At 54.1% G+C, this 12035-nt stretch carries 13 protein-coding genes; 5 read left to right on the plus strand and 8 right to left on the minus strand.

Annotated features, from left to right (window positions below):
- Positions 1-74: 74 nt before the first annotated feature.
- The 4 genes from F3J37_RS07005 to F3J37_RS07020 form a co-directional block, all read right to left on the minus strand.
- Positions 75-953 (minus strand): AEC family transporter, encoded by an 879-nt coding sequence (locus tag F3J37_RS07005; protein ID WP_166932663.1) that lies wholly within the window; start codon positions 951-953, stop codon positions 75-77.
- A 103-nt stretch (positions 954-1056) separates the two neighbouring features.
- Entirely contained in the window at positions 1057-1245 is a 189-nt protein-coding gene (locus tag F3J37_RS07010; RefSeq protein ID WP_166932665.1) for a YjfB family protein, read from the minus strand.
- A 150-nt stretch (positions 1246-1395) separates the two neighbouring features.
- Positions 1396-2346, minus strand: a complete 951-nt coding sequence (locus tag F3J37_RS07015) for an aliphatic sulfonate ABC transporter substrate-binding protein (RefSeq protein ID WP_166932667.1) — start codon at positions 2344-2346, stop codon at positions 1396-1398.
- Between the two features lie 99 nt (positions 2347-2445).
- Positions 2446-3351 (minus strand): LysR family transcriptional regulator, encoded by a 906-nt coding sequence (locus F3J37_RS07020; RefSeq protein ID WP_166932669.1) that lies wholly within the window; start codon positions 3349-3351, stop codon positions 2446-2448.
- Between the two features lie 143 nt (positions 3352-3494).
- Between F3J37_RS07020 and F3J37_RS07025 the strand changes: the two genes are divergently transcribed.
- Complete coding sequence (locus tag F3J37_RS07025; RefSeq protein WP_166932671.1) at positions 3495-4496, plus strand: zinc-binding alcohol dehydrogenase family protein; 1002 nt, start codon at positions 3495-3497, stop codon at positions 4494-4496.
- Between the two features lie 87 nt (positions 4497-4583).
- Positions 4584-5237, plus strand: a complete 654-nt coding sequence (gene nfsB, locus F3J37_RS07030; RefSeq protein WP_166932673.1) for an oxygen-insensitive NAD(P)H nitroreductase — start codon at positions 4584-4586, stop codon at positions 5235-5237.
- 64 nt (positions 5238-5301) lie between these two features.
- Here the strand turns inward: nfsB and F3J37_RS07035 are convergent, their stop codons facing one another.
- From F3J37_RS07035 to F3J37_RS07045, 3 genes are read right to left on the minus strand one after another with little or no spacing between them, the layout of a single operon-like run.
- Complete coding sequence (locus tag F3J37_RS07035) at positions 5302-6681, minus strand: heavy metal sensor histidine kinase (protein WP_166932675.1); 1380 nt, start codon at positions 6679-6681, stop codon at positions 5302-5304.
- A complete protein-coding gene (locus tag F3J37_RS07040; protein ID WP_166932677.1) occupies positions 6678-7352 on the minus strand; it encodes a heavy metal response regulator transcription factor in 675 nt (224 codons plus the stop codon). Before F3J37_RS07040 ends, F3J37_RS07035 begins: the two co-directional genes overlap by 4 nt.
- 26 nt (positions 7353-7378) lie before the next feature.
- Positions 7379-8140 carry an alpha/beta hydrolase gene (locus F3J37_RS07045; protein ID WP_166932679.1) on the minus strand — a complete coding sequence of 254 codons (762 nt, stop codon included), beginning with the start codon at positions 8138-8140 and terminating at the stop codon, positions 7379-7381.
- A gap of 251 nt (positions 8141-8391) precedes the next feature.
- Between F3J37_RS07045 and F3J37_RS07050 the strand changes: the two genes are divergently transcribed.
- Positions 8392-9162: a transporter substrate-binding domain-containing protein gene (locus F3J37_RS07050; protein ID WP_058960289.1), complete on the plus strand. Its 771-nt coding sequence runs from the start codon at positions 8392-8394 to the stop codon at positions 9160-9162.
- A 24-nt stretch (positions 9163-9186) separates the two neighbouring features.
- Positions 9187-10275 carry a DUF2817 domain-containing protein gene (locus tag F3J37_RS07055; RefSeq protein WP_166932681.1) on the plus strand — a complete coding sequence of 363 codons (1089 nt, stop codon included), beginning with the start codon at positions 9187-9189 and terminating at the stop codon, positions 10273-10275.
- Here F3J37_RS07055 and F3J37_RS07060 read toward each other — a convergent pair.
- On the minus strand, positions 10260-11030 hold the full coding sequence (locus tag F3J37_RS07060; RefSeq protein ID WP_166932682.1) for a HalD/BesD family halogenase: 771 nt from the start codon (positions 11028-11030) through the stop codon (positions 10260-10262). The two genes, F3J37_RS07055 and F3J37_RS07060, sit on opposite strands and share 16 nt — an antisense overlap.
- Positions 11031-11128: 98 nt before the next feature.
- Here F3J37_RS07060 and F3J37_RS07065 point away from each other — a divergent pair, with 98 nt between their 5' ends.
- Positions 11129-12028, plus strand: a complete 900-nt coding sequence (locus F3J37_RS07065) for a LysR substrate-binding domain-containing protein (protein WP_166932684.1) — start codon at positions 11129-11131, stop codon at positions 12026-12028.
- The last annotated feature ends 7 nt before the right edge of the window (positions 12029-12035 follow it).

The following is a 12035-nucleotide window of genomic DNA, read 5'->3' on the forward strand; positions in this document are numbered from 1 at the left end:
CCTGTTCGCTCATGCCGCGACAAACGATAAATGAGTGTCTTAAGAGCATCACGTTAGCCCGCTTAAACATCTCTTCAACCCCATATCCCTAACGCTCTGCCACCCCAAAAAGCACCCGAATAAAGCGCTATCGCCACGATACTGATACAAGTCCCACATGAAATCACCCGCGCTGAATTTCCGGTGCCCAGATAATGCGTCTCCAGCACGATAATATTCGCTGCCGGGGGAAGCAGGCATAAAAGATACAGTGTTGCCGGATTTTGCGTAATAAGTGGCGCGTTGAACTGATCGGCTATTAGCAGCAGCAACGAAACCAGCACAGCGAAAACTATTGAGCGAGTGAAAAACGGACGCAATTCGAGCCGAAAATCGCGCATCGATATTGTCGTCTTTGCAAGCCAGATGCCCAACACGGCCATGCCAAGAAAACTCATCATAAATTTGGCAATTTGATACAGGCTATCGAAGTAATGAGCCACCTGACCACTGAATGGAATTAACATTGCGCCAATTATCAGTGCGATGACGGGCGGGGTGCGCATCAACGTGATTGGATTAAATCTCTCACTGGAGAGCATGCCTGCGCCCAGCGAGTTTCCGACAATTGAGCTGCCGACATAGGCGGCAATGATAATGGTCGCAGCATCATTGCCGAATAACACGCTGGCAACGGGCAGACCCAGCCAGCCGATATTAAGATAGCTAAAACAGAGGTTTTTAATTGGGTCAGCAAAAACATAGCGACCTGCCAGCAACAGCACCATCATGCATATCGCAGTGGCGACAATAATGGTGCTCATGCTGTGAAAGCGGGTCGATATATTAAAAATGATCACGATGGGAATAGCGATGCGCGTCAATATCCATGACGCAGCCGTTTTGCAATCCCAGGCAGTTTTACCCAGCAACCATCCGGCAAACAGATAGATAAGCGGAAAGAAAATCGTCACGAAACGTCCCTGATTAGCGTGTCGACCACTCCCTGAAGTAGGGAGTGGTTAAAAATACACGCTAACAGAGGTCGTTCAGTGAGTGCAACGATGCAGCGTGAGTTTATGCGGTGGTATTGATGTTGCGGCCAACAGCGGGATTCGCCGGCAGTTGCGGAATCGAATTAAGAATTCCAGCTGCCATTGACTGCTGATTATCCAGGGACTTTTTCAGTACCATTGTGCTCACCTTACTGCTGAGGTCCATATTAGCCAGACCGATAGCCAGTGAAGTAATCTGTGATACATCCATCTTGCTCTCCTTTAAAACGACTAATGGGGGGCGGAAACGGCTTTGAGTAAGCCTGATACGTCTATCGGCATCCAGGGGCAAAGCTTCACTGCTATCTTCGGAGATCCCCGACGCCAACCGGCTTAATCAGATTATTCTCTGGCAGGTCGGCTATTTCGCCTGCGGCTGCCAGGTGCCCACATCCTGCGCATCAATCGCTTTAGGCAGCAGCTTCGCCTGATAAAACGCATCTGCAATCTTTTGCTGCTCAGCCAAATCGCTCTTGTTCACTGGCTCGATCTGATAGCTGCGTTGCTGGTTCGCTTGTTCCACCGTGGCGAGCGGCAAATTACCCCACAGCGGGGAGAGAATCTTTGCTGCATCCGTTGGATGTGCTTTCAGCCATTGTGCTTCCTGATCCAGCGTCTTATACACAATGCCCAGCACCTCAGGATGCTTCTGCGCATAAGGCGTCGACACCAGATAGTAGCGCTGATAACTGGCGAGACCTTTGCCGCTCACCAGCACGCGCGTGTGCTGCTCCACTTTCGCACTGGTGACAAAGGGTTCCCAGGTTACCCACGCATCAACGCTGCCATGTTCCAGCGCAGCACGCCCATCAGCAGGCGTCAGCCATGCAGGCGCGACATCACTGAATTTCAGTCCCGCCTTTTGCAACGCGGCGATCAGCAGATAATGGCTGCCAGCCGCTTTGGTGACGGCAATCTTTTTACCTTTTAAATCCTGCAGTGATTTGATGCTGGAATTAGCGGGCACCAAAATGGCCTGAGCTTCAGGCGAGGGGGTTTCGCGCGCGTAATACGTTAGGTCAGCGCCAGCCGCTTGCGCGAACACCGGCACGGTATCGGCCACGTCAGCAGAGAGGTCAACGTTGTTGAGATTCAGTGCTTCCAGCAGCGGCAATCCGCTGGTGAACTCGTGCCAGGTCACTTTAATGCCACGGTCGGCGAGCGCCTTATCCAGATCGCCACGCTGCTTTATCAACGTCAGCAAGGTGGAAGATTTTTGATAGCCGATGCGAAGTGTCTCTTCGGCATTGGCGCTGGCAAGCAGTGAGGAGAAAAGTAGTGAAGCAAGTATTGTCTTTGTAATGTTGCGCATGTGAGTCCCTGAAGGTGTTATCAATTTTTAAAAATGATAAAGCCGCTCACGAGGCAATCAAAACCGCAAGTTCGCATAAGCTCTGCACATTTACAGCTATCAAAGTTGCGCGGTAATCGCCCGCAAATGCTCCCGCAATACGCTATGCAGCGCCCGAATCGCAGGAGAGAACTGCTTACGATGCGGGCAGATTAAATGCAGCGGCGTGCTTTCGCCGGGGATCTCAGGCAGCACCCGTTCTAGGCGGCGCTGCCTAATGTCTTCACAGACGTCAATCCAGGATTTATACGCGATGCCCATGCCATTGATAGCCCAACGACGCGCCACTTCGGCGTCATCACACAGCAGGCGACTTTTCACCGTGATTTGGCGGCGCATACCTTCCTGCGGGAACGTCCATTTGTCATAGACATGGCCGCCCATCACAAACGGCAGGCAGTGATGCTGGGCCAAATCCTCCAGCTTCTGCGGGCGTCCATGTTGGTCGAGATAGGCTGGCGATGCCACCATAATGCGGCGATTGTCCTCGGCCAGCGGCAATGCCACGTAACTGCTGTCTTCCAGTTTGCCGTAGCGAATGGCGATATCGACCGGATCGCGAAACACATCGCTGATTTGATCGGATAACGATAATCGAACCGACAAGGCAGGGTGCTCACAGCAAAATTCGGTAATCAGCGGCAAGAGGATATTGCGGCCAATATCGGAAGGCATCGCGATTTTAAGCTCACCGCTCAGTGCGTCTTCGTGACTTTGCAGGCTATCAGCGCCCGCTTGCATCAGGGCCAGCATCTCCTGCGCGTAGGGCAGATACTTTTCACCCTCAGCGGTTAAACGCAGGCTACGCGTGGATCGCGCAAACAGGCGGCGATCCAGTTCCCGCTCCAGACGCTGAATGGCGGCGCTCACTTGGCCCGGCAGCAAATTCACTTCGCGGGCCGCGCGCGAAAAGCTGCCCAGTGCTGCCGATCTTACAAACAGCGTGACATCTTCCAGTCGGATCATTTTCTTACTCATCGTCAAAACGCGCAGGGATTTTCACTCTAAGAGTGAAAGTGTTGCTGTGCAATCGGCATTTTTCCTCAGCGTGCAGGCCGCTATGCTGAGCTCAACTTACCTAACACCCTGATGAATTGAGGAACGGCTTGATGAAAGCGATAGTTTATAGCCAAAACGGTTTACCAATTTCCGATGAAAATGCGTTGTACGAACTGGATGTCGCCCAACCGCAGCCGGGCGCGCGTGACCTGCTGGTAAAGATCCACGCGATTGCCGTAAACCCGGTGGATACCAAAGTGCGTAACGGTGCGCCCACCGACAAACCGCGCATTCTGGGTTGGGATGCGGTCGGCATGGTGGAAGCGGTGGGCGAGGAAGTCACGCTGTTCCAGCCGGGCGATGAAGTGTTTTACGCGGGCGATATTACGCGCGCGGGCAGTTATGCCGAGTATGGTCTGGTGGATGAACGCATTGCCGGACATAAACCCCGTACGCTGAATGATGCCGATGCCGCCGCGTTGCCGCTGACATCACTCACCGCATGGGAACTGCTGTTTGATCGTCTGGAAGTGCAGGCGGATGACAATGCCGCATTGCTGATAATTGGAGCAGGCGGCGGTGTTGGGTCAATTCTGACGCAGCTGGCGCGCAAGCTGACTAACCTCACGGTGATTGGCACCGCATCGCGTCCCGAAACCGCGGATTGGGTGCGCTCACTGGGCGCGCATCATGTGGTTAATCATCAGCAGCCACTCGGCGAACAGCTGGCGGCCATTGGTCACCCGCAGGTGCGCTATGTGGCTTCATTGACGCACACCGACAGCTATTACACCCAGCTGGTGGATGTGCTGGTCCCGCAAGGCAAGCTGGCGCTGATCGACGATCCGGAAACGCTGGACGTGGTGCCACTGAAACGCAAAGCCATCTCGCTACACTGGGAGCTGATGTTTACCCGTTCACTGTTCCAGACCCGCGATATGCAGCGTCAGCACGATATTTTAGAGCGCGTCAGCCAACTGGTAGATGACCAGACGCTGCAAACCACGGCAGGCGAACATCACGGCACCATCAACGCGGCCAATCTGCGCAAAGCCCATGCGCTGATCGAAAGCGGGCGTGCACGCGGCAAAATCGTGCTGAGCGGCTTTTAACCCTTTGAAACACAATTCGTTAACCGCCGTGTAAGCGCGGCGGTTAAGGTAACGGCACTTTTAAAATAATCGATTCAGGAGATTGCCATGACACTTAATGACGCAGTGGCTCGTCGCCACACTGTAAAAGCCTTCGCCAGTGGTAAAAGCTTGCCGCAGGAAGAGATCGAAACATTGCTGAACGTGCTGCGTAGCAGCCCGTCATCCGTCAACTCTCAGCCGTGGCATTTTGTGGTGGCTTCCACGCCAGAAGGTCGTGAGCAGATCGCGCAATCCACTACCGGCGCCTTTGTTTATAACGGCCCAAAAGTACTGAATGCTTCCCATGTGATCGCGCTGTGCATGCGCACCGATCTGGATGACGCGCATCTGCAAAACGTGCTGGCGCAGGAAGAGCAGGATGGGCGTTTTGCCAAACCAGAAGGCAAAGCCGGTCAGGATAAGAGCCGTCGTGGCTATGTCGATATGCACCGTTACGAGCAGCGTGATATCCCGCAGTGGATGGAGAAACAGGTTTACCTGGCGCTCGGTGGTCTGCTGCTAGGTGCCGCGATGTTAGGGATTGATGCGACGCCGATGGAAGGTTTTGATCAGCGAGCGCTGGATCAGGCGTTAGGCTTGCGTGAGAAAGGCTTTACCAGCGTGGTACTGGTCTCGTTGGGCTATCGCAGCGACGAAGATTTCAACGCGGCATTGCCAAAATCACGTTTGCCGCGCGAAGAGATTTTCACCTTTATTTAAGCGGTTGCGGCGCAATTTTTTGCGTGGTTTTAACCCCGCGCGATGAATCGCGCCGCGACACGTTTCATCGCGGAAACAGCAAACTAAACCGGTTCACCCCATTCTCACTGCTCACCGCACAGCTGCCGTGATGCAAGCGCATGATGCTGCGTACAATCGACAAGCCCAGTCCGCTACTGCTTTGATGCCGTGATGCATCGGCGCGCCAGAAGCGATTAAACATGCGTGACTGCTGTTCAACACTCAACGCCGCGCCTTGATTCTCCACCACCAATTCGATTCCCTGATCGCGCACCGCACTTAACACGCGAATGGTGGTATCCCGCTCGCCATAGCGCAAGGCATTCGCCATCAGATTCGCCAGTGCACGTTGCAGCAGCTGCGGATCGGCGCGCAATTCTCCTTGCATGCGCATCTCCAACTGCATGGCGTGCTCCTCGGCCATGCCATCAAAATAGTCCTGCAACTTCTCGCCCAGCTGTGCCAAATCGATGGTTTGCCAATCCATCGCCTGGCTGGCGTCTTCCGCTTTAGCGAGGAACAGCATGTTATCGATCATTTTCGCCAATCGCTCCAGTTCCTCGTAGTTGGAGCCCAGCAGTGCCTGATAATCGCCCACGCTGCGCGGCTGGCTCAGCGCCACCTCGGTCTGACCGATCAAGGTGCCAATCGGCGTGCGCAGGTCGTGCGCCATATCGGCGGAAACCTGGCTGAGCTGTTGATAGCCCATTTCCAGACGACTGAGCATCTGGTTGAAGGCAGCGACCAGCGGTTGCAGTTCTGTCGGAGCATCGCTGAACTGGATGCGGTGCGATAAACGCCGCACGTCTATGGCATCGGTTTCCGCTGCCAGCCGACGCAATGGCGATAAGCCGCGTCGCACCAGCCAGATGCTCAATAATGCAACCAGCAGCGCAGCCAGTGCGGTCGAGACAATGATCTGATCGCGATAGCTGTTGAGAGTTTGGGTACGATCGCTCATCAGGCGGCCGGTGATGATCTCAATTTGCCCATTACCATCGCGCGTCGGCGCTAATGCAGCGGCGGAGATAAAAGGCGTGCCGTCCTCTGCCTGCTGGTGATGCACTGAGGTCAGACTGAGTGGCTGATCGGTGGGCACTGGCGTGATGTTGGGCATCGGCCGTGCGCCGGGATTGACCACAATCAGCGGCGGTTGACCTGGAAAGCGCAGCACCAGCAAAGACTCCGTATTGCCCAGCATATTGGCAAACAGGCGTGGTTTTTGCTGGATCAGCGTGATGGCATCTTCATCGCGCAGCAGCGTACGAATCTGATCAATGCGCGTCAGTAAAGCCGCGTCATCACGCACGCCAATCTGCTTCGCCAGCGACTGATACAGCGCAAAGCCGCTCAGGGCAAAAATCACGATCACCGCAGTGCTGAGCAGCAGGGATAAGCGAGTGGCAAGCGAGAGTTTTTTCATGTTTCAGCTTCGCAGCGATATCCAACGCCGTGCACCGTGTGAATCAGCGGATGGGCAAAGGGACCATCAATCTTTTGGCGCAGGCGCTTCACCGCCACATCCACCACGTTGGTATCGCTATCAAAATTCATGTCCCACACGCGCGAGGCAATCACCGTGCGCGTCAGTACCTCTCCTGGATGCAGCATAAAAAGATGCAGCAGGTTGAACTCTTTGTTGGTGAGGTCGATGCGTTCTCCCGCGCGCTCCACTCGACGCTTAAGGATATCGAGTTGCAGGTCGGCGAGGGTCAGCACATCGGGAAGTTTTTGCTGGCCGCCACGCCGCAACTGCGTACGAACGCGCGCCAGCAGTTCCGCAAACGAGAAGGGCTTCACCAGGTAATCATCCGCGCCCAGTTCCAATCCTTTGATGCGATCTTCCAACGTGCCTTTAGCCGTGAGGAAAATCACCGGCGTCTGGATCTGTTTATCCAGCGCGGCCATGACTTCCCAGCCGCTCATGCCGGGCATCATCACATCAAGTAAGATCAAATCGTAATGGTGCTCCTGCGCATAGAACAAACCATCTTGCCCATTCTCGGCCACATCCACGATAAATCCCGCTTCGGTTAATCCTTTGCGCATGTAATCGCGCGCTTTGGCTTCATCTTCAATCACCAAAATTTTCATGCGCATCTCCGGGCGGGACAAGTGGATTAGGGCTGCGCCTGCTGAGCAGCCTGTTCAATCAGTTTCGCCACATCATCAGGATGAGATTCATACACCGAGTGGCTGGCGCCGGCGACTTCAACCGTGTGGCTATGCGCGCGTTTGGCGTACATCCGCTCCAGATCAGGGTTAATGATTTTGTCAGCTTTCGCCACCATGTACCAGCTAGGCTTGGTCTTCCACGCAGGGTCTGGAATGTTGGCGGTGAACACAGCGGCGTTGGTTGGCATCTGCGCATGCGCTTCAAAATCCGCCTGCGCCGCCGGTAAATCCGCAGCGAAATCGCTGTGATAATTTTCAGGAGCGATGGTCAGATAGCCATCACTGGATTTAGCAAACGGATGCGCGCTGTTGGGGAATTTTTTACCGTTGATGGCTTCGGTTTCGCCGTTATCCAGCGCGTGTGCGGCGATATACACCAGACCCACCACCTTGCTGTCATTTCCGGCTTCGGTGATGATCGCGCCACCATAACTGTGGCCGACCAGAATCACCGGTCCATTCTGCTGATCGATGATGCGGCGTGTCGCGGTGACATCTTCCGGGAAACCGGTCAGCGGCTCCTGCACCAGCGTCACTTTATAGCCATCGTGCGTCAGGCGGTCATACACCGGACGCCATCCTGCACCACCCACAAACGCACCGTGTACTAACACAATATTCTTCACCGGTTGCGCCTCGGCTTGCGCCACGCCGCCTGCCATCGCCAATAAAATGCCCGCCGCTAACGTCAGTTTTTTCAGTTTCATGTTTGTGCTCCAGATAAGGAAGGTTCGGGCACAGGATATGAAAACGGCGCTGACAGCAGGGTGAGCGAGTTATGACAAAAGAATGACAGGGGGTATTAAGTAATTTTTAATGGGGTGTGAAATTCCTCTAACCTATTAATCAATATAAGAATTCACTCTACATAAATCCATTTTTTTAGTGGTGGTAATGTTTCCGTCATGTTATTAAATCTCCATGCCGTTGTGAATTTACCTGCCTGCTGGAGATAACAATGAAAAAGAGTTTGTCCTTCGCGTTACTGCTTTCACTGGGCGCTTTCAGCACCTTATCGTTTGCTGAGCAGACGTTGCGTTTTGGTGTTGATCCCACTTTCCCACCGTTTGAATCTAAGGCCAGTGATGGCTCACTAAAAGGATTTGATATCGATTTGGGCAACGCCATTTGTGCGCAGGCAAAAGTCAAATGCCAGTGGGTGCAGATCGGCTTTGATGGCAGTATTCCGGCACTGCAGGCTAAAAAATTTGATGCGATTCTGTCGGCGATGTCGATGACGGAGAAACGCCGTGAGCAGGTGGATTTCAGCAACATGCTGTATATCACGCCGAGTGCGTTGCTGACGCCAAAAAGCAGCACCCTGACCGAAGATATCAGCACGCTGCGCGGTAAAAACATCGGCGTGGCGCAGGGCACCATTCAGGAAACCTACGCCAAAGCAAAATGGGCGGCACAGGGTGTCAATGTGGTTTCCTATCCGAACCAGATGGAGATCTATCCCGATCTGGTCGCGGGGCGACTGGATGGCACTCTGGCGAATGCGGTGTCTGCGGATCAGGGTTTCCTGAATACGCCGGAAGGCAAAGATTACGTCATCAAAGCCACGCTGGTGGATAAAGAGCTGCTGGGCAACGGTGTGGGAATTGGCCTGCGTAAGGGCGATACCGTGCATCTGAAACTGATCAATGATGCGCTGGCCGAACTGCACAACAATGGCACTTACGATCAGCTAGCGAAAAAATACTTCAAGTTTAAGGTTTATCCGTAAGCGCCCTTATTTACAGGAAACAGCATGTCAGATTTGCCGCATTACTCGTCCCAACGTGCCCGTTTTGTTGCGGCAGTCGAGCGCCAACACGGCGTTTTGACCTCATATCCGCATCCGCTGCCGGGCCCACAAGGTGAAACGCTTTATACCGATGTCGCCGTCATTGGCGATCCCGGTGCAAGCAAATTGATGATGATCATCTCGGGCACGCATGGGGTGGAGGGCTACTACGGATCGGACAGTCAGATTGAGTGGCTCAATCGCTTCAGTCTGACTGCTTTGCCCGATGACACCGCGATTGTGCTGCTGCACCTGTTGAATCCCTGGGGAGCAGCCCATTTGCGGCGCGTCAACGAAGACAACATCGATCTTAATCGCAATTTTATCGATTTTACTCAGCCAGCCCCCGCCAATCCGGAATACCCGTCATGGCACGGGATTTACCACGGCGATCGGACACAAGCTGATGAGCTGTTAGTTAAAACCCTTAACGGCGCAGGTTGGCTGGCGGTAAAACGGGTGGTGGAAGCCGGGCAATACCAATTCGCTGACGGTTTCTTCTACGGTGGACAGCAACCGAGCTGGTCTTATCGCACCATGCAAACCATCATCGCCGACCATTTATCGCAGGCAAAAACCATCCTGAGTTTCGATCTGCATACGGGAGCCGGAGCATGGGGGCATCCAATGTTGCTCTCTATTGCTGAGCAGCAAGTCGCTGCGCATCAGTGGGGAAAATCACTGTATGGCGAGTGGTTAACGTTACTGTTTACCGGTGCAGGTCGTGACAGTGTCACCGGAGTGACCGCGACCGCAACGGGTTATCTGTCGCAGTTCCTGCTGGAATCACTGCCGCAGACGCATATTTTGCCACTGGTGGTGGAGTGCGGAACGTATCCCGGCGAAGAGATGCATCGTCGCGTGCGTGATGATCATTGGTTGCATCTGCAAGGTGAACCGGCCAGTGAGTCAGGGCGCGCCTTAAAGCATGAGCTGGTGGAAGGTTTCTGGCCAGCAGACCGCGACTGGCGCGATCTGGTGGCTTTTCGGACCCAGCAGATATTTGTACGCGGCTGGCAAGGTTTGTTAAACGCCGATCACAACCGACCATAAAAAGTCATACGCGCTGTTTCCGATAGAGCGATGCCAGGCTGTGTGTTATACGCCAGCACTGCCAGCATGCGTGTGATGTCGCCTTCGGTTGGCGTCACACGATGCATTGAGTTGCGACCACGGAACAGCACTAAGTCACCCGCTTCAATCGCCAGCGCGTCCACCGGCTGGCGCTGATCCAAAACCGCCGCCACGCCATCAAAGTTCATCTCACCGGCATCGGCATCGCGCAGATCCTTCACATACTGGAATACGCCGCCGGCGCGGGGTTTCTGTACCAGCAGGGTGATGGCGAAGGAGGAGTTATCGAAGTGCCAGCCTAGCTCCTGACCATCAGGCGCGTAATGCAGATTGATGGAAGAGAGCGGATCGGCGTAAGGATAGAGCGCGGTTTCACCCAGCACGTCGCACAGGAAACTTTTAAACAGTTCGTCGTTGTACAGCTGGCGCAGCGGCGATTCGGCGGCGATCACGTCGTCGGTAATACAGCCTTTAGTGCTGATTACATCACGATTGCGCGGATGGTCAGCGTCATACGTCTCGTCTTTCTTCATCAGATAGACGTTATGCTTGCTGAGGGTGTGATAGGCCAGATGGCGCTGAGCGTTTCCTTCGGCAATGATGCTTTGCAGCGCGTCGGGTTGTAAAAACTGACGCAGGACCAGCGCGCCATGCTGGTTGAGCTGTTCACGGCATTCACGTCGCCAGTCGGCGTCGGCCAGTGGATGCAAATCGAAACGAATCAATGCAGACATAGCAACAGTTCTCATTGTGACAGGTGTGTTATCACAGTAACTCACTGATATGTTAGTGCGTAACGATATAAATTTAATGCCCTGCTAAGGAAACTTTAATGCCCGCACAGTCACCGCGTTTACCGAAAATCAGCGTTATCCAGTCATTTAAGGTGGCAGCGGAATTGGGCAGTTTAGCAAAAGCCGCCGCGCAACTGGCGCTGACGCCTGCGGCGGTAAGTCAGCAGATCCGCCAGCTAGAGGAACAGTTGGGCAGCGCGCTGTTTGTGCGCACGCAGAGTGGGGTCATGCTCACCGAAACCGGCAAAGAGTATCTGCGCTATGTGACGGAAGCTTTTGATATTTTGCATCTCGGTCAGCAAAACCTGCGTCATGTGGCGGCGATGCCCAAGCTCACACTCTATTCATTGCCCGCGCTAGCCTCGAAGTGGCTGCTGCCCAATATTGCGCAGTGGCGCGTTCACTGTCCCGACATTGATTTATCGCTACACGGCACCCATGCACTGGTGGATTTTAATGCCACACCAGCTGACTTTGTCATTTGCTTTGGTGAGGATCGCTATCCCCAGCTTGATAAGCAGCGTCTGTTTTTGGATGAGGTGGTGCCCGTGGTGAGTCCCAGGCTGTTGCAGCAGTTTCCATTAGAAAACGTGTTGCAACAGGCTCCATTGATCCATCTTGACTGGGGTAATGAAGGGCGATTTTTGCCGGACTGGCGCAGCTGGTATCAGGCGAAAGGGATGGCGGAACCTGCGCCTCAACCCGCGTTAAGCTTCAATCTCACCTCCCTGGCGATCGATGCTGCGGTGGCAGGCGCGGGTTTGTTATTAGGGCAGAAAAGGCTTATCGCTGCAGAGCTGGCACGAGGCGATTTAGTTATGGTTGATGCGTTAAGCCTGCCGTTAAGTAAACCCTATTTTCTTGCCTGGCCGCAGCGTTCGCGCAGCCAGCCGGGCAGCGAAGCGTTAATTAATTGGCTCGGACAACTAGCAATTTAACAAACTG

It is taken from the genome of Candidatus Pantoea communis (assembly GCF_011752685.1).
Taxonomy (GTDB): domain Bacteria; phylum Pseudomonadota; class Gammaproteobacteria; order Enterobacterales; family Enterobacteriaceae; genus Pantoea; species Pantoea communis.

Bases quoted from the DNA above. Each gene is read 5' to 3' on its own strand.
- F3J37_RS07045 (WP_166932679.1), bottom strand. From the start codon at position 8,140: ATGAAACTGAAAAAACTGACGTTAGCGGCGGGCATTTTATTGGCGATG.
- nfsB (WP_166932673.1), top strand. From the start codon at position 4,584: ATGACACTTAATGACGCAGTGGCTCGTCGCCACACTGTAAAAGCCTTC.
- F3J37_RS07010 (WP_166932665.1), bottom strand. From the start codon at position 1,245: ATGGATGTATCACAGATTACTTCACTGGCTATCGGTCTGGCTAATATG.
- F3J37_RS07015 (WP_166932667.1), bottom strand. From the start codon at position 2,346: ATGCGCAACATTACAAAGACAATACTTGCTTCACTACTTTTCTCCTCA.
- F3J37_RS07050 (WP_058960289.1), top strand. From the start codon at position 8,392: ATGAAAAAGAGTTTGTCCTTCGCGTTACTGCTTTCACTGGGCGCTTTC.
- F3J37_RS07035 (WP_166932675.1), bottom strand. From the start codon at position 6,681: ATGAAAAAACTCTCGCTTGCCACTCGCTTATCCCTGCTGCTCAGCACT.
- F3J37_RS07060 (WP_166932682.1), bottom strand. From the start codon at position 11,030: ATGTCTGCATTGATTCGTTTCGATTTGCATCCACTGGCCGACGCCGAC.
- F3J37_RS07065 (WP_166932684.1), top strand. From the start codon at position 11,129: ATGCCCGCACAGTCACCGCGTTTACCGAAAATCAGCGTTATCCAGTCA.
- F3J37_RS07025 (WP_166932671.1), top strand. From the start codon at position 3,495: ATGAAAGCGATAGTTTATAGCCAAAACGGTTTACCAATTTCCGATGAA.
- F3J37_RS07040 (WP_166932677.1), bottom strand. From the start codon at position 7,352: ATGAAAATTTTGGTGATTGAAGATGAAGCCAAAGCGCGCGATTACATG.
- F3J37_RS07055 (WP_166932681.1), top strand. From the start codon at position 9,187: ATGTCAGATTTGCCGCATTACTCGTCCCAACGTGCCCGTTTTGTTGCG.
- F3J37_RS07020 (WP_166932669.1), bottom strand. From the start codon at position 3,351: ATGATCCGACTGGAAGATGTCACGCTGTTTGTAAGATCGGCAGCACTG.